Annotated in this window: 21 protein-coding genes; 9 read left to right on the forward strand and 12 right to left on the reverse strand. The window is 73.7% G+C overall.

All coding sequences use genetic code 11. The features are described 5' to 3' along the window. Positions 1–135 precede the first annotated feature (135 nt). The 4 genes from ACFC1F_RS24715 to ACFC1F_RS24730 form a co-directional block, all read right to left on the reverse strand. The gene (locus tag ACFC1F_RS24715) at positions 136–1,428 is read right to left on the reverse strand and encodes an LLM class flavin-dependent oxidoreductase (RefSeq protein WP_376161349.1); all 1,293 of its coding nucleotides are present in this window, start codon (positions 1,426–1,428) and stop codon (positions 136–138) included. Next, on the reverse strand, positions 1,425–2,777 hold the full coding sequence (locus ACFC1F_RS24720; protein WP_376161351.1) for an NtaA/DmoA family FMN-dependent monooxygenase: 1,353 nt from the start codon (positions 2,775–2,777) through the stop codon (positions 1,425–1,427). Before ACFC1F_RS24720 ends, ACFC1F_RS24715 begins: the two co-directional genes overlap by 4 nt. A gap of 201 nt (positions 2,778–2,978) precedes the next feature. Next, positions 2,979–3,425, reverse strand: a complete 447-nt coding sequence (locus ACFC1F_RS24725) for a hypothetical protein (protein ID WP_376161353.1) — start codon at positions 3,423–3,425, stop codon at positions 2,979–2,981. A 235-nt stretch (positions 3,426–3,660) separates the two neighbouring features. Continuing rightward, positions 3,661–3,840 carry a hypothetical protein gene (locus tag ACFC1F_RS24730; RefSeq protein WP_209416494.1) on the reverse strand — a complete coding sequence of 60 codons (180 nt, stop codon included), beginning with the start codon at positions 3,838–3,840 and terminating at the stop codon, positions 3,661–3,663. A gap of 174 nt (positions 3,841–4,014) precedes the next feature. Here ACFC1F_RS24730 and ACFC1F_RS24735 point away from each other — a divergent pair, with 174 nt between their 5' ends. After that, complete coding sequence (locus ACFC1F_RS24735) at positions 4,015–4,956, forward strand: hypothetical protein (protein WP_376161355.1); 942 nt, start codon at positions 4,015–4,017, stop codon at positions 4,954–4,956. Between the two features lie 105 nt (positions 4,957–5,061). Here ACFC1F_RS24735 and bioD read toward each other — a convergent pair whose 3' ends face one another. From bioD to bioB, 3 genes are read right to left on the reverse strand one after another with little or no spacing between them, the layout of a single operon-like run. Continuing rightward, positions 5,062–5,817, reverse strand: coding sequence for a dethiobiotin synthase (bioD, locus tag ACFC1F_RS24740; protein WP_376161357.1), 756 nt, complete (start codon positions 5,815–5,817; stop codon positions 5,062–5,064). Then, complete coding sequence (locus ACFC1F_RS24745; RefSeq protein ID WP_376161359.1) at positions 5,814–7,160, reverse strand: adenosylmethionine--8-amino-7-oxononanoate transaminase; 1,347 nt, start codon at positions 7,158–7,160, stop codon at positions 5,814–5,816. The genes bioD and ACFC1F_RS24745 overlap by 4 nt, the downstream gene beginning before the upstream one ends. A gap of 23 nt (positions 7,161–7,183) precedes the next feature. Then, the gene (bioB, locus tag ACFC1F_RS24750; RefSeq protein WP_376161361.1) at positions 7,184–8,464 is read right to left on the reverse strand and encodes a biotin synthase BioB; all 1,281 of its coding nucleotides are present in this window, start codon (positions 8,462–8,464) and stop codon (positions 7,184–7,186) included. Between the two features lie 213 nt (positions 8,465–8,677). On the opposite strand from bioB, the gene ACFC1F_RS24755 reads away from it, so the two are divergent. Further along, positions 8,678–9,508 (forward strand): hypothetical protein, encoded by an 831-nt coding sequence (locus ACFC1F_RS24755; protein WP_376161363.1) that lies wholly within the window; start codon positions 8,678–8,680, stop codon positions 9,506–9,508. 228 nt (positions 9,509–9,736) lie between these two features. Here ACFC1F_RS24755 and ACFC1F_RS24760 read toward each other — a convergent pair whose 3' ends face one another. Further along, positions 9,737–12,229 (reverse strand): RNA helicase, encoded by a 2,493-nt coding sequence (locus ACFC1F_RS24760; RefSeq protein WP_245206053.1) that lies wholly within the window; start codon positions 12,227–12,229, stop codon positions 9,737–9,739. Positions 12,230–12,424: 195 nt separating this feature from the next. Between ACFC1F_RS24760 and ACFC1F_RS24765 the strand changes: the two genes are divergently transcribed. The 4 genes from ACFC1F_RS24765 (at position 12,425) to ACFC1F_RS24780 (ending at position 16,247) form a co-directional block, all read left to right on the forward strand. Beyond that, positions 12,425–13,156 (forward strand): hypothetical protein, encoded by a 732-nt coding sequence (locus tag ACFC1F_RS24765; RefSeq protein WP_376161365.1) that lies wholly within the window; start codon positions 12,425–12,427, stop codon positions 13,154–13,156. Positions 13,157–13,498: 342 nt separating this feature from the next. Further along, on the forward strand, positions 13,499–14,725 hold the full coding sequence (locus tag ACFC1F_RS24770) for an 8-amino-7-oxononanoate synthase (protein ID WP_376161367.1): 1,227 nt from the start codon (positions 13,499–13,501) through the stop codon (positions 14,723–14,725). Between the two features lie 66 nt (positions 14,726–14,791). Then, positions 14,792–15,328 (forward strand): hypothetical protein, encoded by a 537-nt coding sequence (locus ACFC1F_RS24775; protein ID WP_376161369.1) that lies wholly within the window; start codon positions 14,792–14,794, stop codon positions 15,326–15,328. A gap of 382 nt (positions 15,329–15,710) precedes the next feature. Then, the gene (locus tag ACFC1F_RS24780; protein WP_376161370.1) at positions 15,711–16,247 is read left to right on the forward strand and encodes a hypothetical protein; all 537 of its coding nucleotides are present in this window, start codon (positions 15,711–15,713) and stop codon (positions 16,245–16,247) included. A 51-nt stretch (positions 16,248–16,298) separates the two neighbouring features. On the opposite strand, the gene ACFC1F_RS24785 is transcribed toward ACFC1F_RS24780, so the two are convergent. The 4 genes from ACFC1F_RS24785 to ACFC1F_RS24800 all read right to left on the reverse strand — a co-directional run bounded on the left by ACFC1F_RS24785 (position 16,299) and on the right by ACFC1F_RS24800 (position 21,614). Continuing rightward, complete coding sequence (locus tag ACFC1F_RS24785) at positions 16,299–17,174, reverse strand: aminoglycoside phosphotransferase family protein (protein ID WP_376161372.1); 876 nt, start codon at positions 17,172–17,174, stop codon at positions 16,299–16,301. Beyond that, a complete protein-coding gene (locus ACFC1F_RS24790) occupies positions 17,171–17,821 on the reverse strand; it encodes a GNAT family N-acetyltransferase (protein WP_209416520.1) in 651 nt (216 codons plus the stop codon). The genes ACFC1F_RS24785 and ACFC1F_RS24790 overlap by 4 nt, the downstream gene beginning before the upstream one ends. A gap of 100 nt (positions 17,822–17,921) precedes the next feature. Then, positions 17,922–18,929 carry a non-homologous end-joining DNA ligase gene (gene ligD, locus ACFC1F_RS24795; protein WP_209416483.1) on the reverse strand — a complete coding sequence of 336 codons (1,008 nt, stop codon included), beginning with the start codon at positions 18,927–18,929 and terminating at the stop codon, positions 17,922–17,924. A gap of 225 nt (positions 18,930–19,154) precedes the next feature. Further along, positions 19,155–21,614, reverse strand: a complete 2,460-nt coding sequence (locus ACFC1F_RS24800; RefSeq protein WP_376161374.1) for a ricin-type beta-trefoil lectin domain protein — start codon at positions 21,612–21,614, stop codon at positions 19,155–19,157. A gap of 610 nt (positions 21,615–22,224) precedes the next feature. On the opposite strand from ACFC1F_RS24800, the gene ACFC1F_RS24805 reads away from it, so the two are divergent. The 3 genes from ACFC1F_RS24805 to ACFC1F_RS24815 form a co-directional block, all read left to right on the forward strand. Then, a complete protein-coding gene (locus ACFC1F_RS24805; RefSeq protein ID WP_376161376.1) occupies positions 22,225–23,268 on the forward strand; it encodes a substrate-binding domain-containing protein in 1,044 nt (347 codons plus the stop codon). A 175-nt stretch (positions 23,269–23,443) separates the two neighbouring features. Further along, on the forward strand, positions 23,444–25,018 hold the full coding sequence (locus ACFC1F_RS24810; RefSeq protein WP_376161378.1) for a sugar ABC transporter ATP-binding protein: 1,575 nt from the start codon (positions 23,444–23,446) through the stop codon (positions 25,016–25,018). Further along, the coding region (locus ACFC1F_RS24815) for an ABC transporter permease (protein WP_376161380.1) at positions 25,015–25,908 on the forward strand (894 nt) is incomplete at its 3' end. The genes ACFC1F_RS24810 and ACFC1F_RS24815, both read left to right, overlap by 4 nt.

Raw genomic sequence — 25,908 nt, forward strand, 5'->3', positions numbered from 1 at the left:
AGGCCTGCAGTCCTCACGCCGCACGGACCTCACGCCGCACGGCCTTCGGACGCCCGTCTGCCGCCCGCCGACCGCCGACCGCCGCCCGCCGCGTGTGCTACGTGCGGGCACGGCGGCAACGACCCCTGCGGGGTCTCAGCCGGCCGACCGGGCCGATGCGTAGCGGCCGGTCGGCCGGGGGAGACCGAGGTGGCCGCGGAGGGTGTCCGCCGTGTACGCCGTCCGGAAGGCTCCGCGCCGTTGCAGTTCGGGGACGAGCCCGCGGGTGATCGCGGTCAGGTCGTGCGGCAGTTCGGCGGGGCGCAGCCGGAAGCCGTCGAGGCCGGCCGCGTGGCGGTCGAGGAGCAGGTCGGCGAGTTCGGCGGGCGTGCCGGTGAAGATCTCGGCGTCGGAGCCGAGCGGCGCGCCGTCCAGCTCGTCGAGCCGTTCCCGGCGGCGGGCGGCCGCGTCGGGCCGCTCGTCCAGGAGGACCAGGAGGTCGGCGAAGACCTTGAGCGGCCGGTCGGTGGGCCGGCCGACGGCGGCCTTGGCCGCCTCGACCTCGCCCAGGACCGCTGCCGTGCCGGACCGCGAGTGCGGGGTGACGAAGACGAGGTCGGCACCCTTGGCGGCCAGCTCGTACGGGATGGCGGCGTGGGCGAGGACGGCGACGGGCGGTTGGCCCTGCGGCGGGCGCGGGGTGATGGAGGGGCCGCGGACGCTGAAGTGCTCGCCGTCGAAGTCGATCGCGTGGAGCCGGGTGCGGTCGACGAAACGGCCGGTGCCGGCGTCCCGGATCTCGGCGTCGTCCTCCCAGCTGTCCCAGAGCCGCCGGACCACCTCGACCACGTCGGCGGCCTCGTCGAAGAGCGGCCGCAGGCGCTCGGCGATCAGTGCGGGGTCGCGGAGGTCGTCCTCGGTGAGCTGCTCGGTCGTGCGGCGCCCGAAGTGGGCCGCGTCGTCGGCGCGGGAGGAGAGCTGGGGGCGCCAGCCGGCCCGGCCGAGGCTGGTGAAGTCCAGGGTGGCGAGCGCGGTGGAGAGGTGGAACGGCTCGGTGTGGGTGATGTTGGTGGTCGGGACGAGCCCGATCCGCGAGGTGAGGGGCGCGATCCGGCCGGCGATCAGCACCGCGTCGAGGCGGCCGCGGACCTGGTCGGTCCGGTCGTCGGGGCCGGTGAAGCGGGAGGACTGGACGGCGAGGGTGTCCTCCAGGGTGACGAGGTCGAGCAGGCCGCGTTCGGCCTCGGCGACCAGGTCGGCCCAGTAGCCGGCGGTGAACAGCTCGGCGGGGCGGGCGCCGTCGGCGCGCCACGCGGCGGGGTGCCAGCCGGCGCCGTCCAGCGCGACGGCGAGGTGCAGGCGGGAGCGGTCCTGCGGGGGCTGCCGGTTGTCCCGGTCCTCGCGGCCCTGCACGTGGCCCTGGCTCTGGTTCCGGCTCTGCCCGGTCATGCGGTCGCCTCCCGGATCCGCTGCTCCGGGGCCGTCAGCCCCAGGTGGTCGCGGAGCGTGCTGCCGGTGTAGTCGGTGCGGTACACGCCCTTCTCCTGGAGCAGCGGCACCACCTGGTCGACGAAGTCGTCCAGCCCGCCCGGGGTCAGGTGCGGGGCGAGGACGAAGCCGTCCGAGCCGTCGCTCTGCACGAACCCGTCGATCGCGTCGGCGACTTCGCGCGCCGTCCCGATGAACGTCTGGCGTCCGGTGACCTCGGTGACCAGCTCCCGGATGCTCAGCCCCTGCTCCTGCGCGAGCGTGCGCCACTGTCGGGCCGTCGCCTCCCGGTCGACCCGGAACAGGGCGTGCCCCTTGAGCAGCAGGCTGTCCGGGTCGGGGTCGACGTCCGGCAGCGGGCCGTCGGGGTCGTGGTCGGAGAGGTCCCGCCCCCAGATCGCCTCCAGGTGGGCGATCGCGGTCTGCGGGCCGGTCTGTGCCCGGCGGATCGCGGCGGCGCGTTCGTGCGCTTCCTCCGTGGTGTCGCCGAGCACGTACGAGGCGGAGGGCAGGATCTTCAGCTGCTCCGGTGAGCGGCCGTGCGCGGCGAGCCGGCCCTTGACGTCCCGGTAGAACTGCCGGGCCTCGGCGAGCCTGCTGTACCGGCTGAAGATCACGTCGGCGTCGGAGGCGGCGAAGTCCCGGCCCTGCGGGGACTCGCCCGCCTGGATGATCACCGGGTGACCCTGTGGCGGCCGGGGCGTGTTGAACCGGCCGGAGATGTCGAAGTGCCGGCCCCGGTGGGCGAACCCGCCCGCCCCGGCCCGGACGAACCGTCCGCCCGCGGCGTCCGCCAGGACGTCGCCCTCGGCCCAGCTGTCCCACAACTCCCGTGCCGTCGCGAGGAACTCGGCGGCCCGGGTGTACCGGTCGGCCTCCGCCAGGAAGCCGCCCCGGCGGAAGTTCTCCCCGGTGAACTCGTCCCAGCTGGTCACCACGTTCCATGCCGCCCGGCCCTCGCTCAGGTGGTCCAGCGTCGCCAGCCGCCGCGCCACCTCGTACGGTTCGTTGAACGTTGAGTTGACGGTGGCGGCCAGCCCCAGCCGGTCGGTGACGGCCGCCAGCGCGCTCAGCACGGTCAGCGACTCGGGCCGGCCGGCCACGTCCAGCTCGTAGGTCTCGCCCTTGTGCTCCCGGAGCCGCAGGCCCTCGGCGAGGAAGAGGAAGTCGAACTTCCCCCGCTCGGCCGTCTTCGCGAGGTGGACGAACGACTCGAAGCCGATCTGGCTCCCGGCCCGCGGATCGGACCACACGGTGGAGTTCCCGATCCCCGGGAAGAACGCGGCAAGGTGAATCTGCTTACCCGACACGACGGTTGATCGCCTCCTGTGACCCGCCCGGACGCTGGGGACCGGCCCATCCTGCGCAGGCCGGGGGAGCGGGGGCAACGGATGCAATCAACTGTTCACGGGCGGAAACGAACCTCGCCGGCTGGGCAGTACCGGGCGTCCCCCCGGGCCGGCGCCCGGTTTGCTTGCCCGGCGGCGGCGCGTGAACTCCCCGTGGAGCCCTCAGGGGTGGCTGAGCGCGTACGTGCGGAAGGTGGCGAGCAGCGGCAGGACGTCCGTCTTGCCCGGTTCCTCCGTGACCGCCCGCAGGGCGTCGATGACGGTGCGGGCGATCGCCCTGGTGGCTCCGAGGTCGTCGGCGGCGGCCGTGCCGGCCCAGGCGCGCAGGGTCTGGGCGAGCAGGGCGGCCATCCGGGCGCCGATGTTGGCGCTCACGGCATCGGTGAGCGCCGCCAACTCCTCGTCGGTCATACCGGACTGCAGGCCGAAGGCGAGCGCCATCAGGGTGTCGATGGCGTGCTCGCCGTACGCCGCGACCAGGCCCGGGAGGGGCTGCTCGCCCGGGCCGCCGGCGGCCAGTGCGGTCAGCGCCTCGTCGTCCTCCTTCCACACCGCCTCCAGTGCGGCGAGGGCCCGGAGGGACTCGTCCAGCGTCAGGCCGTCTGTCATGCCGAGAACGGTATTGAGCCCCGCCGGGCCCGTATACCGCCTGGGCGCCGATTTCACTCGTTCCAGCGAAGCCGAGTGCTTGCCGGAGTCGCCGGCGACGCGTCCGACGACGGTTCCGCCCCCTCCTGCCGAAGCCGTCGCCGGACGCTCCGTCCGGAGCGGTCTTGACTGCTCACGACGGCTCAGGACGGCTCACGACGGCTCACGACCGCTCCTGACCGCTCCCGGCCGGTCCTCAGCGGCCGCGGGAGCGGCGCAGGAGGAGGGCGAGGGAGGCCCGGGCGTCGCGCCGGCGCTGCGGGTTCCGGGAGAAGGCCGAGGTCATGGCGGTCGCGGAGACGGTTGCGGCGTAGATCGTTCCGGCGGTGCCGAGCAGGGTGGAGCCGTTCTGGAGCAGGTGGAACAGGACGGACATGTGCGAGCCTCCGAGGTCCCGGGTTCGAGCCTTTCGATGACACCGTTGTCCCGCTTCCGGCGACATCCGGCGATCCGTGGTCGGTCCGCGGTGACCCAACTATGCTGGCCAGCACCTTTATTGATGATTTTCCGGCGACCGCTTCCGTCGGTCGTCCGAGCAGGGGGGACGTGCATGCGGGTGGATGATGCGGCCGATCGGTTCTGGGTGGAGCTACGGGACCTGTGGGAGGCGGCCGGGCCGCCCCCGCTGAAGACCGCGGTCCGGCTGGGTGAGGTTCAGGTACCGCCGGTCACGATCTCCGACTCGACGATCAACGGGTGGCTGACCAGGGTTTCCGTCCCCAGCGAACGGTTCACCGGCTACTTCGAGGCGTTCGTGCCCTGGCTGCAACGACAGGCGGGGCAGACGCCCACCCGGCAGTCCGGGCAGAGATGGGCGCAGTTGCTGGCCGCCGCCCGGGCCGAGCAGAAGCGCAAACAGGGCAGCGTCAGCCAGGGGAGCGGCCGGCCCGCGCCGGCAGTGGCAGCGGCACCGGCGGCGGCACCGCCAACGGCCCCGAACGGCGCCCCCGGGATCGACCGGCACCGGAGGATGAACTTCTACCGGGCCGGCTGCGGCGTCGGCTGGAAGCTCCATCTGGCGCCGTTGTCCGAATCGTCGGGCGGCATCGAGCGACTCGCCGAGTTCCTGGAAACGCTGCGCACGCTCGGCTTCCCGCCGGCGGAGATCGAGCGGATCGAGGCCTACACGAGCAGGATCCCGGCCGCCGAGTCGAACGAGGTGGGCAGGGCCCTGGTCGTGGAGTTCGCCGCTGCCATGGACGGCGTGGTCGACCTGGCGCGGGAGTTGTCGTCGGCCGAGGAGTTCAACTGGTTCACCCTCGGGCGGCTGCTGCACACGATCGGCTACGTCGTGACGATAGCCTGGCCGGACGACCCGGACATCGAGGGTCTGCGCAGCGGGCTCTTCTTCCTGGCCGACCTGCTCAAGGTCCCGGAGGCGTTCCGGGCGGAGCTGAAGGCCTTCGCCACGATGCCGATGCCCACCCCGAACCAGGGCGACGTCTTCCTCGAAGCGCACCGCCTGGGGCAGGTGTGCGAGGCCATCCTCTGAGGAGGACCGGCCGGGTCGTGCGGCGGTCCCGGTGGGAGGCCCGGTGACCCGGCCACTCACCGGGCCACTCACCGGGTCTACCGCCGGGCCTCCTACCGCGGCCGGTCAGCCCGCCGCCCGATGCGTGCTCGCGAACTCCGCCGCGTCCCACCGTCCGTGCAGCGCCGGGGCGAGCGAGGCGCGCGCCACGGCGGCGAAGTCCCCCGCGGCGGCCGCCCGTTCGGGCAGGGCGCCGAGCAGCGGGGCGCCGGCCGAGCGGGGCAGGTCGGCGAGGTTGCAGCGGTCGGCGAGGCCGGGGGAGCCGGGCCAGGCGCCGATGACCACGCCGAACAGCGGCAGGCCGCGCGCGGCCAGCGCCTCCGCGGTCAGCGAGGTGGTGTTGAGCGTGCCGAGGCCGGCCGTGGCGACCAGCAGCAGCTGCGCCGGCAGGCCGAGGTCGCGGGCGGCGAGGGCCTGGTCGGCGAGCGTGCGGCCCTCGTCGTCGTAGCGCACCAGCAGGCCGCCGGCGCCCTCGACCAGGACCAGGTCGTGGTCGTGGGCCAGTTCGGCGGCGGCTGCGGCCGTGTCGGCGGGGTCGAGGTACGGCCGTCCGGACCGGCGGGCGGCCGTGTCGGGCGCCAGCGGCTCGGGGTAGCGGACGAGTTCGCGCAGGGTGAGCCGGTCGGCGAGCGGGGCGCCGACCAGCCGGGCGACCTCATCGACGTCCCCCGGTTCGCCCGGCGCGACCCCGGTCTGGCCGGGCTTGAGCACGGCGACCCGCAGGCCGGCCTGGACGGCCGCCGACGCGACGGCGGCCGTCGTCACGGTCTTGCCGACCTCGGTGCCGGTGCCGGTGACGAAGAGCACGGGAGGGGCGATCATCCGGCCACCGCCGCAGCGGTCACCGCGGCCGCGATCCGCGCCACGTCCTCGTCCCCCGTCACGAACGGCGGCATGGTGTAGACGAGGTCCCGGAACGGGCGCAGCCAGACGCCTTCCCGGGCGGCGGCGGTGGTCGCCGCCGCCATGTCCACCGGGTGGTCCAACTGCACGACGCCGATGGCGCCCAGGACCCGGACGTCCCGGACACCGGGCTGGGCGGCCACGTCCGCCAGGCCGTCCCGCAGGCCGGTCTCGATCCGCTTCACCTCGGTCTGCCAGTCCTGCCCGAGCAGCAGGTCGATGGAGGCGTTGGCGACCGCGGCGGCCAGCGGGTTGCCCATGAACGTCGGGCCGTGCGCCAGGACGGGCATCTCGCCCCGGCTGATGCCGTCGGCGATCTCACCGGTGCAGAGCGCGGCGGCCATGGTGAGGTAGCCGCCGGTCATCGCCTTGCCCAGGCACATGACGTCCGGGGAGACGCCGGCGTGGTCGGCCGCGAACAGGGCGCCGCTGCGGCCGAAGCCGGTGGCGATCTCGTCGAAGACCAGCAGCACGCCGTGGCGGTCGCAGAGTTCGCGCAGCATCCGCAGGTAGGCGGGGGAGTGGAACTGCATCCCGCCGGCGCCCTGCACCACCGGCTCGACGATGACGGCGGCCAGCTCGCCGGCGTGACGCTCCATCAACTCGTCGAAGCGGGCCGCGTACTCGGCGTCCAGCGGCGCGTCGAAGCCGGCCGGCGGCTGCGGCGCGAACAGCTGGTCGGGCAGTACCCCGCCCCACAGGTGGTGCATGCCGCCCTGCGGGTCGCAGACCGACATCGGGTGGAAGGTGTCCCCGTGGTAGCCGCCGCGCCAGGTGAGCAGCCGGCGCTTCTCCGGCCGTCCGGTGGACTGCCAGTACTGCAGGCACATCTTCATCGCGACCTCGACGGCCACCGAGCCCGAGTCGGCCAGGAAGACGTGCTGGAGCGGCTCCGGAGTGATCTCCACCAGCCGCGCGGCCAGCCGGACGGCGGGCTCGTGGGTGAGCCCGCCGAACATGACGTGGCTCATCCGGCCCAGCTGCCCGCGCACCGCGTCGTCCAGCACCGGGTGCCCGTAGCCGTGGATCGCCGCCCACCAGGACGACATCCCGTCGACCAGCTCGTCCCTCCCCTCGACGGGCCGGGCGAGCCGCAGCCGCACCCCGGACGCGGACTCCACCACGTACGGGGTGGCGGTACCGGGCATCGGCCCGTACGGGTGCCAGACGTGCGCCCGGTCGAGGGCGAGCAGGGTGTCGGTGGGCAGGGCGGCGCTGGACAGGGCCCCGGCGGGGCGTGCGGGGTCGGAAGGCTGAGCCATGATGATGGATTCCCTTGCAGCGGTCAGGCGTTGGGCGCCAGCTCGGTGCCGGCGCCACGGCGCCGGACCCGGACCAGGTCGCTGCGCAGCTCGTCGTTGGGGTTCTCGGCCGCGCTCTCGGCCGCGTCCTCGGCAGGGGCCGCCACGGCATGCCCGCCGCAGGGGCCGCACCCGTGCGCACCGCCGTCGGCCTCCTCCTCGCCGGTCGCGTCGGCGGAGACCTCGCCGTGCCCGCCGCACGGCCCGCAGCCGCCGCCGGTCCCGCAGGCGCCGCCCGTGGCCACCGCGGCGGCGACGTCGGCCCGGTGCCGGGGCAGGGTGGCCTCGCCGGCGCCCTCGACCTCGAAGCCCGCGTCCTTGATCATGTCGAGGTCGGCCTGCCCGGCCTGGCCCTCGCTGGTCAGGTAGTCGCCGAGGAAGATGGAGTTGGCGAGGTGCAGGCCCAGGGGCTGGAGCGTGCGCAGGTGGACCTCGCGGCCGCCCGCGATCCGCACCTCGGTGTCCGGGTTGACGAAGCGCACCATCGCCAGGATGCGCAGGCAGCGCTGCGGGGTGAGGTTCCACTCCTTGGCCAGCGGGGTGCCCTCGAACGGGATGAGGAAGTTGACCGGCACCGAGTCCGAGCCCAGCTCGCGCAGCGCGAAGACCACGTCCACGAGGTCCTCGTCGCTCTCGCCCATGCCCGCGATCAGGCCGGAGCAGGCCGACAGACCCGCGCCGTGCGCCTTCTGGACGGTGTCCACCCGGTCCGCGTAGGTGTGGGTGGTGGCGATGTCGCCGTAGGTGCCCTCGGAGGTGTTCAGGTTGTGGTTGTAGGCGTCGGCGCCGGCCGCCTTCAGCCGCTCGGCCTGGTTGTCGGAGAGCAGGCCCAGGCAGGCGCAGATCTCGACGGCCGGGTCGGCGTCCTTGATGGCGGAGATGGTGTCGGCCACCCGGTCGATGTCACGGTCCGTCGGGCCGCGGCCGCTGGCCACCAGGCAGACGCGCTTGGCGCCGCCGGCGACGCCGGCCTTCGCGGCTTCGGCGGCCTGGTCCGGCTTCAGCCAGGTGTACTTGAGGATCTCGGCCTTGGAGCCCAGTCGCTGCGAGCAGTACGAGCAGTCCTCCGGGCAGAGCCCGCTCTTCAGGTTCACCAGGTAGTTGAGCTTCACCCGGCGGCCGAACCACTGCCGGCGCACCCGCCCGGCGGCCGCGACGACGTCCAGCAGCTCGTCGTCGGTGGTGGCGAGGACGGCGAGCGCCTCCTCGCGGGTCGGGGCTTCGCCGCGCAGGCCCTTGGCGGTGAGGGTATCGAGCAGATCCATGGGCCTGATCCTGCCTGGTGGCCGACGGGCGACGCCAGAGGAAACCCACCAGAAGATCTCCGGGAGGATGTGCGAGTTGTCACAGTGTCGAAGCTCACGGTAGTGGTACATCTCACGTCCCCGGCCGCGGAGCTCTCCGGCCCCGGCGCGGGTGATCGTCACGGGCCCTCCCCCGTGATCTCCACCACCTGCGGACTGCTTAGAATCTGCGCCATGACCACGCAGGGGGAGCGCACCCCGTCACCGGGAGACCACGGAACCGACCAGCCGGGCGGCGCGTACCGGAGGCCGGCCAGGAGAGTCGGCGCCCGCCGCGTCGTGGGCTGGATCGTGGTGGTCGGCGTCGTGGCGGCCGGCGGCTGGATCATCACCCGCCCGACGCCCGGCGACTTCATACCCGGCCTCGGCCCGTCCAGCAAGGACGCGACCAAGACACCGAAGGTGGTCGGCTCCCCGCCCCCGCGCAGCGGCGCCGACCCCGAGGGGCTCAACGTCGACACCCTCTTCCCCGCCCAGCGGGTGGTCGAGGTCGGTGCCTACAAGGGCAAGCGCTCCGGCGTCCGCCAGGGCGAGAACTGCGCCGAGGCCCTCCAGGACCGCGCCCAGGACCTGTTCCGCGAGAGCGGCTGCCAGGGCTACCTGACCGTCAGCTTCGCCGGCCAGGACAAGCCGGTGCTCAGCAGCGTCACCCTGCTGCGCTTCGCCGACCAGGCCGCCGCCACCAAGGCCGCCGAGGCGCTGCGGGCCAAGCCGGGCGCGCTCGCCTTCATCCTCCCGGACGCCTCCACCGCCCCCGCCCTGCCCGCCGGCAGCGCCAAGCCCGGCACGGAGCAGCGCGTCGAGGCGGTCGGCCGGCACGTGACCGTCACCAGCTCGCGGCCGGTCGAGGGCCACGGCGGCTCGCCGGCCGCCTCCCCGGGGGCCTCGGTCTCCGCGACCCCGCTCGCCGTCCCGCCCAGCCCGGCGGCCGGAGCGGAGCAGGTGCTGGACGAGGCCACCCGGGCACTGTCCTACGCGGCGGGCGCGCCGTTCATCTGGATCTGATCGGGGCCGGCGGGAGTCCGGATCCCGGGACCGGCCGGGGCCGGCCGGAGCCCGGACACGAGGAGCCCGGACACGAGAGGCCGGGGGCCCGCACGCTGCGGACCCCCGGCCTTCCTGCGTCCCTCGTGTCCCCCGCGTCCGCCGGTGACCGCCCGGCCGGTTGCTCGCCGTCCGGCGGTCACCCCGGCCCGGGAGCCCCCGTCCGAGGGCTCCCGGGCCGGCGGAGACTCAGCCGCCCAGGCGGTCCACCGCGGTGACGCGCAGCACCGCGCGGCCCTCCTCGTCCGAACCGTAGAGGTCGACCTCGGCGCTGATGCCCCAGTCGTGGTCACCCGACGGGTCGTCGAAGATCTGCCGGACCCGCCACGAGGAGTCCTCCTCCTCGATCAGCAGCATCTTCGGGCCGCGCGCGTCCGGGCCGGTGCCGAGGTCGTCGTACTCCTCCCAGTACCCGTCGAGCGCGTCCGCCCAGCGGTCCGCGTCCCAGCCGTACTCGCCGTCCAGCTCGCCCAGCGCGTCGTAGTGCTCCAGCGCCGCCAGCTCGACCCGGCGGAACATCTCGTTGCGCACCAGCACCCGGAACGCCCGCGCGTTGGCCGTCACCGGCGCCGGCTTGTCGTCCAGGGTGACCTCGGCGGCCTGCGGCTCGGTCGGGTTGGCCAGCTGCTCCCACTCGTCCAGCAGGCTGGAGTCGACCTGGCGCACCAGCTCGCCCAGCCAGGCGATGACGTCCTTGAGGTCGTCGGTCTTCACGTCCTCGGGGACGGTCTGCTCCAGCGCCTTGTACGCGCCGGCCAGGTAGCGCAGCACGATGCCCTCGGTCCGGGCGAGCTCGTAGTGGCCGACGTAGTCCGAGAAGGTCATCGCCCGCTCGTACAGGTCGCGGACCACGGACTTCGGCCGCAGCTCGTGGTCGCCGATCCACGGGTGCGCCCGGCGGTACACCTCGTAGGCGTGGGTGAGCAGCTCCTCCAGCGGCTTCGGGTAGGTGATCTCCTGGAGCCGCTCCATCCGCTCCTCGTACTCGATGCCGTCGCGCTTCATCTCGCCGATGGCCTCGCCGCGGGCCTTGTTCTGCTGCGAGGCGAGGATCTGGCGCGGGTCGTCGAGGGTCGCCTCGACGACGGAGACGACGTCCATCGCGTACGACGGCGAGGTCGGGTCGAGCAGCTCGAAGGAGGCCAGCGCGAAGGTGGACAGCGGCTGGTTGAGCGCGAAGTTCTCCTGGAGGTCCAGGGTGAGGCGGACGATCCGGCCCTCGGAGTCCGGCTCGTCCAGCCGCTCCACCACGCCGCCCTCCAGGAGCGAGCGGTAGATGGCGATGGTGGTGCGGATGTGCCGGCGCTGGGCGGCGCGGTCCTCGTGGTTGTCGGTGAGCAGCTTGCGCATGGCCTCGAAGGCGTTGCCGGGCCGGCCGATCACCGACAGCAGCATCGCGTGGCTCACCTTGAAACGCGAGACCAGCGGCTCCGGGTCGGCGGCGATCAGCCGCTCGAAGGTCTCCTCCGACCAGCCGACGAAGCCCTCCGGCGCCTTCTTCCGGACGATCTTGCGCTTCTTCTTCGGGTCGTCGCCCGCCTTGGCGACGGCCTTGTCGTTCTCGATCACGTGTTCCGGCGCCTGCGCGACGACCTGCCCCACGGTGTCGAACCCGGCCCGCCCGGCGCGGCCCGCGATCTGGTGGAACTCACGGGCCCGCAGGACGCGCACCCGCACGCCGTCGTACTTGGACAGCGCGGTGAACAGCACCGTGCGGATCGGCACGTTGACGCCCACGCCGAGCGTGTCCGTCCCGCAGATCACCTTCAACAGCCCCGCCTGGGCGAGGCGTTCGACCAGCCGGCGGTACTTGGGCAGCATGCCGGCGTGGTGCACGCCGATGCCGTGCCGCACGAACCGGGACAGGTTGCGGCCGAACTTGGTGGTGAAGCGGAAACCGCCGATCAGGTCGGCGATGGCGTCCTTCTCCGCCTTCGAGCACATGTTGATGCTCATCAGCGACTGCGCCCGCTCCACCGCCTCCTTCTGCGTGAAGTGCACGACGTAGACGGGCGCCTGACCCGTCTTCAGCAGCTCCTCCAGCGTGTCGTGCAGGGTGGTGCGGCGGTACTCGTAGAACAGCGGCACGGGACGCGTCGCGGAGCGGACGACGGTGGTGGGCCGGCCGGTGCGGCGGGTGAGGTCCTCCTCGAAGCGGCGGACGTCGCCGAGCGTCGCCGACATCAGCAGGAACTGCACCTGCGGCAGCTCCAGCAGCGGGATCTGCCAGGCCCAGCCGCGGTCCGGCTCCGCGTAGAAGTGGAACTCGTCCATCACCACCTGGCCGATGTCGGCCCGCGCGCCGTCCCGCAGCGCGATCTGCGCCAGCACCTCGGCGGTGCAGCAGATGATCGGCGCGGTCGGGTTGACGCTCGCGTCACCGGTCATCATGCCGACCTGCTCGGTGCCGAACACCTTGCACAGGTCGAAGAACTTCTCCGACACCAGCGCCTTGATCGGCGCGGTGTAGAAGGTCCGCTTGCCCTCCGCCAGCGCCGCGAAGTGCGCCCCCGCCGCCACCAGGCTCTTTCCGGAGCCGGTCGGCGTCGCCAGGATCACGTTGTTCCCCGACACCAGCTCGATCAGTGCCTCCTCCTGCGCCGGGTACAGCGTGATCCCGCGCTCCTCCGCCCAGGCGGCGAAGGTCTCGTACAGAGCGTCGGGAGTAGCGGGCTTCGGCATCAGGTCAAGGAGGGTCACCCGGCTATCTTGCCTGTTCGCGCCCACGCCCGGCAAAGCCCGCGGCCGTCCGCTCGGGCGCCCGACGGCCGCCGGCGGGTGCGGCGGAGCGGTTGAGTACGCGTACTCAGGTGCCCGGACCGGCCGCGCGGCTACTGTCGGCGCGGAAGAACGTACCGGTTGGTAGGGGGAACGGGCATGGCCGAGACGGCGGGTTCCGCGGCGACGGCGGAGGGGCCGGGGACGGCCGGCGCGACGGCCACGACGTCGGCGGCGACGGACGGGCGGGCCGGCGGCCTGGCCCTGCGCATCGTCCGCGTCGTGCTGGGCGCCCTCCTCGCGGGCATGCTGCTGGTCATGGCGTTGATCATGGGTTTCGGTGTCTGGCTCAACCACGAGCTGGGCGAGAAGACCGCCGACGAACGTCCGCTGATGACGGCCGCCGAGTGCCGCGACCGCACCGAGCGGGCGCTGACCGGGACGGTCAACGGCATCACCCCCGCCGTCCGGTACCGCGACAGCGGCTACCTGGTCCTGCCCGGCAGCCACTACATGGACGGGACCCGCAGCCCGCTCACCTCCGTCTCGCGCTCGCTGCGGCTGACCACCACCGTCGCGGCCGGCCGACACCCCGCCCTCGCCGCGGCGATCACCGACTACTGGGCCCGCAACGGCTACCGCGACATCCAGAGCCGGGAGTTCGGGCACCGCCCGTCGGCCGGGTACCGGACCGAGCACACCGCCACCTCGCCCGAGGGCGTCCGGCTCACCGTCCGGCTGGAGGACTCCGGCAGTGCGACCCTCTCGCAGACCACGGAGGTGGAGATCGCGGCCGAGCAGAAAGGCGTCGAGGCCGCCGCCGACCGCGTGTACGGAAACCGGGGCAGTGGCCCGGCCACCCCGGTGGACGACCCCTACTGGTCGCACTGAGTGGTCGCACTTGGCCGGGGGCGCCCTTCGGCACCGGGCGTCGGCCCTTCCGCGGCGGCTGCGGTCGCGGCGGCCGCCAGGCCCGCCGCACCGGACGGGATGCACGGACCGGACGAGCCGCGGGAACGGGACGGGGGCAATACGGACCGGACGGGGCTGCACGCACCGCAACGGGCCGGGGGAAGCCGGACCGGGGCCGCACGCACCGCAACGGGCCACGAGAAGCCGGACACGGGCTGCACGGACCGTACGGGGGCGGCGCGGAACCGGACAACAGGACCCGCCGAGGGTGTGCCCAGACGCACATTGCCCGCCGGCGCCCCGCGTGCCAGAGTGCCGATCATGGCCCACCGCACCGCGTCCGAACCGTCCGTCCTCGCCCCGGGCGGCGCCCCCGGCCCCGCCGACACCCCGGCCCCGGCCGCCGTCTTCGACTGGCTCGACGAGACGGCCGAACTGCGCGCCCGCGCCGGCCTGACCCGGACGCTGCGCAGCCGCCCGGCGGAGGACCCGGTGCTCGACCTCGCCGGCAACGACTACCTCGGGCTGACCCGCCACCCGGCCGTCACCCGGGCCGCCGCCGACGCCGCGCTGCGCTGGGGCGGAGGCGCCACCGGTTCCCGGCTGGTCACCGGAACCACCGCGCTGCACACCGAACTCGAGGACGAGCTGGCCGAGTTCTGCGGGGTGGAGGCGGCGCTGGTGTTCTCCTCCGGGTACACCGCCAACCTGGCCGCGCTGACCGCGCTCACCGACCCGGACACCCTGATCGTCTCCGACGCGTACAACCACGCCTCGCTGATCGACGGCTGTCGGCTCGCCCGCGGCGACGTCCACCGCGCCCCGCACAGCGACCCCGACGCCGTCCGCGCCGCGCTCGCCGGTCGCACCCAGCGCCGGGCGCTGGTGGTCACCGACTCCGTCTTCTCGGTCGACGGCAACGCCGCCCGGCTGCCCGAACTCTCCGCCGCCGCCCGCTCGGCCGGCGCCGCGCTGCTGGTGGACGACGCGCACGGGCTCGGCGTCCTCGGCCCCGGCGGCAGCGGCGCCCTGGCCGCCGCCGGCCTCGCCGGCGAGCCGGACACCGTCGCCACCGTCACCCTCTCCAAGTCGCTCGGCTCGCAGGGCGGCGCGGTGCTCGGCCCGCGCCGGGTGATCCGCCACCTCACCGAGACCGCCCGCACCTTCATCTTCGACACCGGCCTCGCCCCGGCCGCCGCCGGCGCCGCCCTCGGCGCGCTGCGGCTGTTGCGCGCCGAGCCGCAGCGCGCCGACCGGGCCCGCGAGGTCGCCCGCACCCTCGCCGACCGGCTGACCGCGGCCGGCCTGCACGCCTCCACCCCGGACGCGGCCGTCGTCTCGGTCCGGGCTCCCGGCCCGGAGGCCGCTGTCGCGTGGGCCGCCGACTGCCGCCGGGCCGGGCTCGCCGTCGGCTGCTTCCGTCCGCCCTCCGTCCCGGACGGCGTCTCCCGCCTCCGGCTGACCGCCCGCGGTGACCTGACGGATGCTCAGATTACCGATGCGGTGCGGATCATCGCCTCGCTCGCCCCGGCGGGTGCCACGCGCTGACCGCAACCGCCCGCCGGGTCCGGGGCGTCCCGGGAGAGGACGGCGCGGACCGGCGGGGGAGAGTCGATGCGACGCGTGGAACTGCGGGAGCTGCCGCTCCCGGGCCGGATACTGGTCACGATGGTGGGCGCGGCGGTCTGTGCGCTCGCGCTGCTGGCGGTGGGGCACACGGTGTCCCGGCTGGGCGAGGCCGCCGGACTGTCCGGCACGCCGGGCCACTTCATCCGCGACGCCTGCCCGCCACCGGCTGACGGGCCGCGCGCCGGGTGTCCCGGCAAGTTCGTCCCGGACAAGGGCGGCGACCCCGTCTACACCTTCCGCTTCGAAGGGGACCGGCGGCAGCACGGCTACGGGCTGAGCGTGCGGTGTGCGCACGGCGTGTGCCACCCGGCGGGGCAGGGGCCGGTGGTGCGCTGGCTGGCGCTGACCTTCGCCGCACTGGCCGTCGTGCCGGTCGGCCTCTACCCGGCTGCCGCCTGCTTCGACATTGTGCGGGTGCGGGACTGGCTGCTCTACCGGGGGTCGCTGGTCTCCATCGGGCTGTTCATCGCGTCCTTCATCTGCGCCGTCCGGGGCGGCCAGATCCTCAGGGAGGGCGGCTGACGGCCGGTCGGCGCGGGCGACGCACGGTGCGGGGCCAGTCACCCGCCGAACCGGCCGGCCCGCACGCCTCCACCCGGACGCGGCCGTCGTCTCGGTCCGGGCCCCCGGCCCGGAGGCTGCCGTCGCGTGGGCCGCCGTCGCGTGGGCCGCCGGCTGCCGCCGGGCCGGGCCCGCCGTCGGCTGCTTCCGTCCGCCCTCCGTCCCGGATGGCATCTCCCGCCTCCGGCTGACCGCCCGCGGCGGCCTGACGGACGGTCAGATCGCCGATGCGGTGCGGATCATCGCCTCGCTCGCCCCGGCGGGTGCCACGCGCTGACCGCAACCGCCCGCCGGGTCCTGGGCGTCCCGGGAGAGGACGGCGCGGACCGGCGGGGGAGAGCCGATGCGAGATGCGCGGCGAGGGGCGCGGTGGCTCCTCGGGAGGCTGCTCCTGGCGGTCGTGGGGCTGGTGGTGTTCGGGCTCGGGTGCCTGGCCGTCGCCCACACCGCGTCCCGGCTCGGCCAGGCCGCCGGACTCTCGGACACCCGGGGCTGGTACGTCCTCCACATCTGCCCGCCCGGGCAGGAGACCGCGCGCGACACCTGTTCGGGCAAGTTCATCCCCGACGACGGCGAACCCGTCTACGCCTACACGTTCGAGGAGGACGTGCCGCCGCGAGGCGTGATCGCCCCGGTGTGGTGCGAGGCCGGGGAGTGCCACCCGACGGGCGGGCGTGCGGTGTCGTACTGGCTGGCGCTGACCCTGGCCGGCCTCGTCGTGCTGCCGGCGGGGGTTCTCCTGGTCGGTTCCGCGTTCACCGACGTGAGCAACTGGAACTGGATCTATCCCTCTCTGCCCCGGGCCGTCGGCCTGCTGATCGGTCTCGCCTTCCTCTGCCTGTTCCTCTCCGGCAAGGGCGGCGGCGGGGAGGTGTCCTGACGGGCGGCCCCGGTCCGGCCGGCGAGCCGGGCGCCGCCGCCCCGGCCGGGCTCAGAGCCCGGCCAGCTCCGCCAGGAACGCCGTCTCCGCGTCCTGCCGCCCGGCCGCCACCCGCGGCGCGGCGACCATCACGGCACAGGCCCGGCACCAGTCGAGCACCCGCTGCGGATCCGAGCCCGGCACCAGTGCGGCCAGGCCGGCGATCCGCCGCTCCAGCCCGGGCCGACCGGTGGCACCGTCGAGCACCCAGTCCACCAGGTCGAAATCCGGGTCCCCGAGGGACGGCCGCGGGTCGATCGCCACCGGCCCGCTCGGGCCGTCCAGCACGTTGCCCGGGTGCAGGTCCCCGTGGACCAGCGCCACCGGGCCGTCGGCGGCCAGCTCCCGCGCGAACGCCCGCGTCCCGGGCGGCACCGCGCCCGGCACCCGCCGCTCGGTGAGGTCGAAGAGGAACTCCACCCGCTCGGCCAGCGGCGCCAGCGTGAGCCCCGCCACCGGCACCGACCGCAGCGCGCCGAGCACCGCGGCCACCTCGGCCGGCCGCCACTCCCGCTGCCGCAGCGTCGGCCCGGGGCTCACGTCGTCCAGCAGCAGGGCGCCCGCCGCCACGTCCTCCGCCAGCAGCCGCACCACCGACGGCAGCCCCGCCCACGCGCGCAGTGCCACCGCCTCCTGCCGGGCCACCTCGGGGTCGGGCGTCAGCTTCAGCCAGACGGTCCGCCCGTCCCCGCGGTCACAGCGGAACACCCGGGCCGTCCCGCCCCCGCCGCCCGCCCGCACGGTCAGGCCCCAGCGGGCGGCCAGCCCGGCCACCAGCGACGGCAGGGCCTCGCACCAGGCCTCCGCCGACGGCCCGAACCGCACCACCAGCCGGGACCGGACCTCCGCCGGAACGACCACCGGCGACCCGGCCGATGCCCCGCTCACGGCCGCCCCACCACCAGCAGCGTCTCCGCGCCGACCGGCCGGTACCCGGCCGCCTGGAACGCCCGCACGCTCGTCGCGTTGCCCGGCGCCTGCTGCGCCCAGATCCACTCGCCCTCCGGCAGCAGATGCCGGGCGCTCACCGCCAGCGCGCGCCCCAGGCCGCGGCCCCGCGCCTGTTCGTCCACCTCGATGGCGCACTCCCACCGCCCGGCCACCCCGCGGCCGAGGACCAGCACCCCGCCGTCCACGGTGAACACCCGCACGTCCTCCCGGTACCGCAGGGCGCGCACCACCCGGGGGTGCTCCCGGTCCGTCACCGGCTCCAGTGCCAGCGGCGGCTCACCGGGCAGCCGGCCGGCCACCGTCAGCAGGTCGATGTTGCCGGCCACCCGGCCGGTCCGCTCGGTGAACGCGGTCAGGAACGGCGGGCAGAGCGGCGCGGCCAGCGGGTCGCTCGGCACCGCGGCGAGCGCGGCGTGCACCCAGGCCGGGTCCTCGTCGGTGAACACCACCGCGTGCGCGGAGAACGACAGCACCCCGGCCTCGCGCGGCGACGGCTGCGGCACCACCGTCACCGACCCGTCCGGCGGCGGGAACACCCCGCGCGCCGCGTCCGCCAGAATCCCCCGCAACCCGTGCCCGTCCATCCCGCGCCCGTCCACCCCGTGCCCGTCCACCCCGGAACCCCTCCCCGTGTGCATGATCCTTCGAGGGCCGACAGCCTACGTGATCACCCCCGGCCGGTGATCACGACTTCCGTGCCCGGCTCGGCTGCACCCTGGTCGGCTCACCCGCCGCCTTCGGATGGTCCGGCGGGTACGGCAGCTCACCCATGCCCTCGTCCCGCAGCTGCCGCTCGTACAGCTCCAGCAGCCCGTCCAGCCGGTACGCCTTGTCGTCCATCTCCGCCTGGAGGTCGCCCAGTTCGGCGAATCGCGGCGGCAGCGTGCGCAGGTCGAAGTCCTCCGGCGCGGCGTCGTCCAGCTCCTCCCAGCGCAGCGGTGCCGACGCCGTCGCCCGCGGACGGGCCCGCAGCGAGTACGCCGAGGCGATGGTCCGGTCCCGGGCCATCTGGTTGTAGTCCACGAAGATCCGCTCGCCGCGCTCCTCCTTCCACCAGGCCGTGGTCACCCGGCCCGGCAGCCGCTGTTCCAGCACCCGGCCCAGCGCGATCACGGCGTGCCGGCCGTCGGTGAACGTCCACTGCGGCTCCAACGGCACGTACACGTGCAGCCCGCGCCCCCCGGAGGTCTTCGGCCAGCCGCGCAGCCCCGACTCCTCCAGCAGCGCACGCAACTCGTGCGCCACCCGCACCGCGTCGTGGAAGTCGGTGCCGGGCTGCGGGTCGAGGTCGATCCGCAGCTCGTCGAGGTGGTCGGTGTCGCCGCGCCGCACCGGCCACGGGTGGAAGGTCAGACAGCCCAGATTGGCCGCCCAGAGCACCGCCGCCGGCTCGGTCGGGCAGATCTCGTCGGCCGACCGCCCGCTCGGGAAGGCGATCCGCGCCGTCGGGAGCCACTCCGGCAGGCCCTTCGGTGCCCGCTTCTGGTAGAAGAACTCGCCCTCCACCCCGTCCGGGAACCGCTGCAGCGTGGTCGGCCGGTCCCGCAGTCCGCGCAGCACCCCGTCCGCCACCGCCAGGTAGTACTGCGCGACGTCCAGCTTCGTGAACCCGCGCTCCGGGTAGTACACCTTGTCCGGGTTCGACAGCCGGACGGTGCGCCCGGCGACATCCAGTTCCACGGCTGAGCCCATGCGTCCCACGCTAGCCGCACCACTACGACCTCGCCCGCGGCGTCGCTCCGGACCTCCGGCCCCTGGCCGAACGGAGCCGGGGGGACGTCCGGGCGATCGGGCGGACGTGCTCGCGCACGTCGTCATCGATCGTCCCCGGCCGTCCCCCCGGCTCCGTTCGGGTGAGACCTCGGGCCTCCTCGGAGGCCCGAGGTCTCCGCGCTACGGGACTACAGGGCTACGGGACTACGGCAGGTTCCAGCGCTGGTTGGTGCCGCCGTTGCAGGTCCAGACGATCAGCTGGGTGCCGTCGGTGGTGCTGGCGGCCGGGTCGTCGAGGCAGAGGCCGGACTGGACGCCCTTCAGCGTGCCGTCGGCCTGCGGGGTCCACTGCTGGTTGGCGCCGCCGTTGCAGGTCCACAGGTCGACGAGGGTGCCGTCGGTGCTGCCCTGGCCGACCACGTCGAGGCACTTGCCGCCGGACAGGAGCCGGCCGTTGTCCCAGGTCCACGTCTGGGCCGGGTCGGTGCTGTTGCAGCTCCGGAGGACGGCCTTGGTCCCGTCGGCAGCCGGGGCGGCGGAGGCGCCGAGGCACTTGCCGGCCAGACCGGAGGTGACCGGGCCGGTGAACGAGCTGCCGCCGGTGCCCGGGGTCAGCGCGAACGAGTCGAACTGGTCGGTCTGGTAACCGGACACGGCCAGGCCGGCCATGCCGGAGGTGAAGGCGTGGTCGGTCGCGCTGCCGACGCTCTGCCCGTCGATCGCCGCGGTCAGCGTCGATCCCTGCATGGTGAGGGCGAGGTGGTGCCAGGTGTTCAGGCCGGGGGCGGTGACGGTGCCGGACGCCAGCGTGGTGAGGTTCCACTTGAGGTCGCTCTTCTGGATCGCCCAGGCGCCCGTGTCGCTCAGACGCAGGTGGTAGGCGTTCAGGCCGCCGTTGTTACGGCCCTGCTGGTTGACGCGGCCGAGGACCTCGGTCGAGCCCGGCTGCTCGAAGAGCGTGTCCGCACCGACCGTGTAGTTCACCCAGCTGCTGTCACCCACGATGGTGTAGGGCTGGTTGTTCGACTCGTCGGTCCAGCGGATGGGGGAGACCGGGGCCATCTGGCGCAGGCACGTACCGGTGCGGCCGCCGCCGCAGGGGACGGTCTGGAACGCGCCGTTCATGTCGGAGAAGTACTTCGGGGAGGCCGTCGCGGCGGGCTTGTCGAAGCCGTCGGCGTAGGGCAGGTTCAGCGGCGCGGGCGCCGGCGGGGTGGCCGTTCCCTTGCCCTGGCCCGTGGTGGTGGTCACGGTGTAGACGCGTCCCGGCTGGAGGGTGAGGGTGTAGGCCCCGCGGACCGGCTTGAGGTCCTGCTCGTGGACGAAGTCGTCGGCGGTGTCCGCGGTGGCGAGGTTCGTCGACCAGACGTGCACCTGGCCGGTGGGCAGGCCGCCGGTGACCTTGAACGTGGCGGTCTGCGCGGCGGTGGCGTCCATGGTCTCGACGACGGTGGAGTAGTCGCGGCCGTCCGCCGACTTCAGCGTGACGTAGCTGCCGTTGGCCCGGTTGCCGCCGAGGTAGCCGGCCGCCGGGTCGATGTACTTCCAGCCGGGCCGGGTGAACTGGGTGGTCTGCGCGGTGACCCAGGTGGTCTGGCCGATGGAGTAGTTGCCGGACCAGGGCTGCGCGGCGAGCGAGAGGCCGTCGGTGGAGAAGAAGAGGTTCTGGTACAGCGCCGCGATGACCGGCCAGTTCATGTACGAGGTCATCTTGCCGTCGATGTAGTCGCGGTTGATCGCGCGGGCCACCGCCGGGGCGCCGGTGTTGTAGTCCTGCGAGCCGCTCTCGCTGGCCCAGATCGGCTTGCCGAGCGCCTGCGCGGCCGGCGTGCTGTTGCAGGTGCTCATCGCGCCGAGGTAGCCGCACGGGTAGTGCATGCCGATGACGTCGATCGCGTTGTTGAGCGCCGGGTCCTTGGTCATCTCCGCGGCGAGGTTCCAGTCGTAGCTGTCCGCCGCGACCACCTTGGTGTCGCCGTGGCCGTTCGCGACCAGCGAGCCCTTGAGGTTCTTGTACCAGGTGGCGTTGTACTCGCGCTCGTTCCAGCCGCCGATGTAGTCGATCGGCAGGTTGTGCCGGGCGGCGCAGCCGAACCAGCCGCCGATGTAGTCGATCATGTCCTGGGACCAGAAGTACGGCTTGCCCGGGTCGGGGTTGGCGGGGTCGTCGACCCCGACCCAGCCGGGGGCGCCCCAGGCGAGGCCGTAGAGCTTGATGTCGGGGTTGCGGGCCTTGGCCTGCTCGGCCAGCCACCACTCGTACCCCTGGTTGCAGTCGACCGCGCCCCGGGCGTGCTGGTAGCTGGGCTCGGCGCCGTCGGTGGAGTTGGTGTCGCCGCCGATCTCGATCTTCAGCGACTGGAGGGAGGCGCCGTAGCCGGGCTTGAAGAGGTAGTCCAGCAGCTGACTGCGCTGCGGCTCCGGATAGTCGACGAGCAGGCGGGAGTTGCCGCCGCCGCCGCTGGCGGCTCCGATGCCGTCGAAGGTCCGGCCGGACTTGGTGCCGTCCACGGTGATGGAGGTGTTCACCGTGGTGGTGGCGGCGAGGGCCGGAGTCGCGGCCTGTCCGGCGACGAGCGCGCCGGACAGGAGGAGCGAGGCGGCGACGGCCGCGCTTCTGAGGGTGCGTCCGGGCGTGGCCAGGAGACGGAGGGGTCCGTGCACGGGGGGCCTTTCGTACGACGCCGGAAGCGGCGTACCGCGCGCTTCCGAGCGGTTGGGTGGGGGAAGGTCGCAATCGCTCACAAACAAACAGAGTCGACCGGATCCGCACAGTAGGGGTGCGGCGAGCCGGCGGTCAATGGGGCGCGGTCGAAGAGCTCCCGAAGAGCTCGGCGCGCGCGGCATCCCGGCCGGGCTCCGGCGGTCGACTCCGGGCCACCGGAATTCCTGTGGCATTCCGGCGGTGTTCCGGCCGGATCCGGCGGACCGGACCCGCGGGTTCCGGCGTGGCGGCCGGTGATCCACTGTCGCCCTTGGTCGGGCGCGTGAGCCACTTGGACCTGATTGACTCCGGATACCTAGTAATTGCGCGCGTAATTCATAGGTGGTCCTTGCTGTGGGTGTTTGCCGATTTCGCGCCGGCGATGCCTGAGAATGGGCAGGTGGGCGCCTTGGTAACAAAGGTGCATCGGCCGGGGGTCGAATGTTTTCGGCCTCTTGACGGGAGGGTGACATGCCGGTTTTCCTGTGATGTACCGCGTTTGAAAGTGATGACATGTGATCGATTCTGTTGGATCGGTTCGGTCTCGCTCGTCCACCCTGGAGTCGCCCCATGTCCCCCATCCGTGCCCGTCTGGTCCCCGCCGCCGTGCTGGGCCTGACCACCGTCCTCGGCCTCACCGCCTGTTCCACCGGCCAGACCTCCGGCACGGCGGACTCCCAGGCCGCACCGGTCACCGGAAAGGTCTCGCTGACGTACCTGCAGAAGCAGGGCGACCAGGAGTACTTCGTCGGCGAGGCCGCCGGCGCCAGGGCGAAGGCGGCCGAACTCGGCATCGACCTCAAGGTGGTCAACCTCGGCAGCGACGCCAACAAGACCGTCAGCGAGGTGCAGTCCGCGATCGCGCAGAAGAGCAACGGCCTGATCGTCGTGGTGCCGGACCCGGCGGTCGGCCCGCAGGTCGTCCAGACGGCCCGCGACGCCAAGGTCGCGCTGCTCACCTCCGACGACCAGATCTGCACCACCGGCCCCGCCCCCGCCTCCTGCGGCAAGTCCGACCTGGTGCCGCGGATCGGCTTCAGCGGCGAGCAGATGGGCGGCGAGGTCGGCAAGCGGGCCGCCGAGGAGTTCAAGAAGGCCGGCTGGAACCCCGCCGACACCCGGATCATCTCCGCCTGGAAGCAGGACGTCACCGTCTGCGGCGACCGGGTGAAGGCCGCCAGGACGGCCTTCGACTCCGCCGTCAGCGGTGTGCAGACCGTCGACGTGGCCACCGACAACACCCCGACCGGCGCCCAGGACAAGGTCGCCGCCACCGTCACCGCCAACCCCGGCGTCAAGCACTGGGTGGTGTGGGGCTGCAACGACGAGAACGTCCAGGGCGCCGTCACCGCCCTGGAGAACGGCGGCGTCAGCCCCGACGACATCGACGGGGTCGGCCTCGGCGCCTACCTGGCGTGCAAGGACTGGAAGTCCGGCAAGCCCTCCGGCATGAAGGCCGCGCTGTTCATCAACGGCAAGGACGTCGGCGCCCTCGCCGTCCAGACCATGTACGACCGGCTCAAGAACGGCAAGGACTTCCCGGCCGAGGCGTTCGCCCCGACCAAGATGGTCGACGCCGCCACCTGGCAGGCCGCGGGCGTCGGCTGCAGCTGACCCGCGGCCCGGCCGGTGCGGCCACCGTCACCCCCGCGCCGCCGCACCGGCCCCCGTCCGGCCCCCGTCCGGCCCCCCGTCCGGCCCCCGTCCGGCCTTTATCGGTCCCGGCCCGGCCCGAACCGCCCCAGCCCGTATCGCACCGCACCGCACCGCACCGCCAGTTGAGGCCACGATGACCACAGCCAGTCGCCCGCCCGCCGCACCAGCCGGCCTGACCGCCGAGAACATCGGCAAACGCTTCGGTGCCGTCCAGGCGCTGCAAGGCGTCGACCTGAGCTTCCCGCCCGGCCAGGTCACCGCCCTGATGGGTGAGAACGGCGCCGGCAAGTCCACCCTGCTGCGCATCCTCACCGGCGACCACCGGCCGAGCGAGGGGCGGGTCCTGCTCGACGGCCGGGCCCTCGACCTGGGATCGCCGACCGACGCCCGCCGGGCCGGCATCCGGATCATCCCGCAGGAACCGGAGATCATCCCGCACGTCTCGGTCGCCGAGAACGTCTACGCCGGCAGCCTCCCCCGTCGGGCCGGCCGCCGCCTGGACCGGGCCGAACTGCGCCGCCGGATCACCGCCGACCTCGACCGCCTCGGCTTCGCCAAGGTCCTCGACCCCGACCTGCTCGGCTCCGAACTCACCGCCGCGCAGCGCCAGCTGGTCGAGATCCTGCGCGCCCTCACCGGCGAGGTCGCCCCCCGGGCGATCGCTTTCGACGAACCGACCTCCTCGCTCTCCGAGCACGAGGTGGACGCCCTGTTCGCCCTGATCCGACGGCTGCGGTCGCAGGGCATCGCGGTCGTCTACGTCTCGCACCGGATGAAGGAGATCTTCCAGCTCGCCGACCGCATCGCGGTGCTGCGCGACGGCACCCTGGCCGGCGTGGTCGACTCCGCCGACACGGACGAGAACGAACTGGTGCGGCTCATGGTCGGCCGCGACCTCGCGGGCCTGTTCGTCCGGCAGAACGTCGCCACCGACCGGGTCGTCCTCGAGGTGGACCGGCTCAGCACGGACGACGTCCACGACGTGTCGCTCACCGTCCGGGCCGGCGAGGTCGTCGCGCTGGCCGGCCTGATCGGCGCCGGCCGCTCCGAACTCGCCCTCGCCCTGGCCGGCGACGCCCCGGTCCGCGCCGGCACCGTCAGCCTCTCCGGGCAGTGGCTGCGCCTGGGCAGCCCGCGCCGGGCGATCCGGGCCGGCATCGGCCTCGCCCCCGAGGAGCGCAAGGCCCAGGCCCTGTTCCTGCACCGCACGATCCGCGACAACACCTCGCTGGTCAGTCTCGAACGGTTGCGCCGCCGGCGCTTCGTCAAGGTCCGCGAGGAGAAGGAGCTGGCCCAGCGGTACGCCGACCGCCTGCGGGTGCGCGCCCCCTCCATCGAGACCGAGGTGCGCACGCTGTCCGGCGGCAACCAGCAGAAGGTGGTGCTCGCCCGCTGGCTGGCCCGCCGGCCGGACCTGCTGATCCTGGACGAGCCCACCCGCGGCGTCGACATCGGCGCGAAGGCGGAGATCTACCAGATCATCGCCGACCTCGCCCGGGAGGGCGTCGCGGTGCTGGTCATCTCCTCCGAACTCCCCGAAGTCCTCGGCCTCGCCGACCGCGTCGTGGTCATGCAGGGCGGCCGGGTGACCGGCGAGCTGAGCCGTGACCAAGCCTCCGAGGAGAGCATCCTCGCCCTCGCCATGGCCGACGACCTGGCCCCCGACTCCCGAACCGACCCCCACGCCAGCACCGGAGCAACAGCATGACCACCAGCACCGCCCCCACCACGGCACCGCAGCCCCGCACCGGCGGCCCGCGCGCGCTGCTCGGCTCCGTCGGCGCCCAGAACCTCAGCCTGATCGGCGCGCTCGTCGTCGTGGTCGCGCTGTTCGGCTCGCTCAACCCCAACTTCCTCGGCTGGGACAACATCCAGGTGATCGCCGAGGCGGCCACCATCGCGGGCCTGCTCGCCGTCGTCCAGACCGTCGTCATCATCTGCGGGGGCCTGGACATCTCGGTCGGCTCGCAGGCCGGACTCGCCTCCGTGGTCAGCGCCATGGTCTTCACCTCGGCCGGGTCCAGCGCACCCGCCGGCATCGGCGCCGCGCTCGTCGTCGGCGCGGCCGTCGGCCTGCTCAACGGTGCGGTGATCATCTACGGCCGGGTCAACCCGACCATCGCCACCCTGGCCGGCCTCGCCGCCTACAAGGGCGTCGCCCAACTGGTCTCCGACGGCCGGGCCCAGGGCTACGTCCTCAACGACCCGGTGTTCGTCTTCCTCAGCCGCGGGAAGGTCGCCGGCCTGCCGACCATGGTGTGGATCCTGATCCTGGCCGCCGCCGCCGTGCACGTGCTGCTCAAGTACACCGACATCGGCCGCAACGTCTACGCGATCGGCGGCAACGACACCGCCGCCCGCCTGGCCGGCATCAACCTCAACAAGTACCTGATCGCCGCCTACGCGCTCAGCGGCGTCGTCGCCGCCCTCGCCGGCGTCCTGCTCACCGCCCGCACCGGCTCCGGCCAGCCCGTCTCCGGCAGCGAGGGCCTGGAGCTCCAGTCCATCACCGCCGCCGCCCTCGGCGGCTGCGCCCTCAAGGGCGGCAAGGGCGGCATCGGCGGCACCCTGCTCGCCGTCGCCCTCCTCGGCTGCCTG

It is taken from the genome of Kitasatospora sp. NPDC056181 (assembly GCF_042266225.1).
GTDB lineage: Bacteria > Actinomycetota > Actinomycetes > Streptomycetales > Streptomycetaceae > Kitasatospora.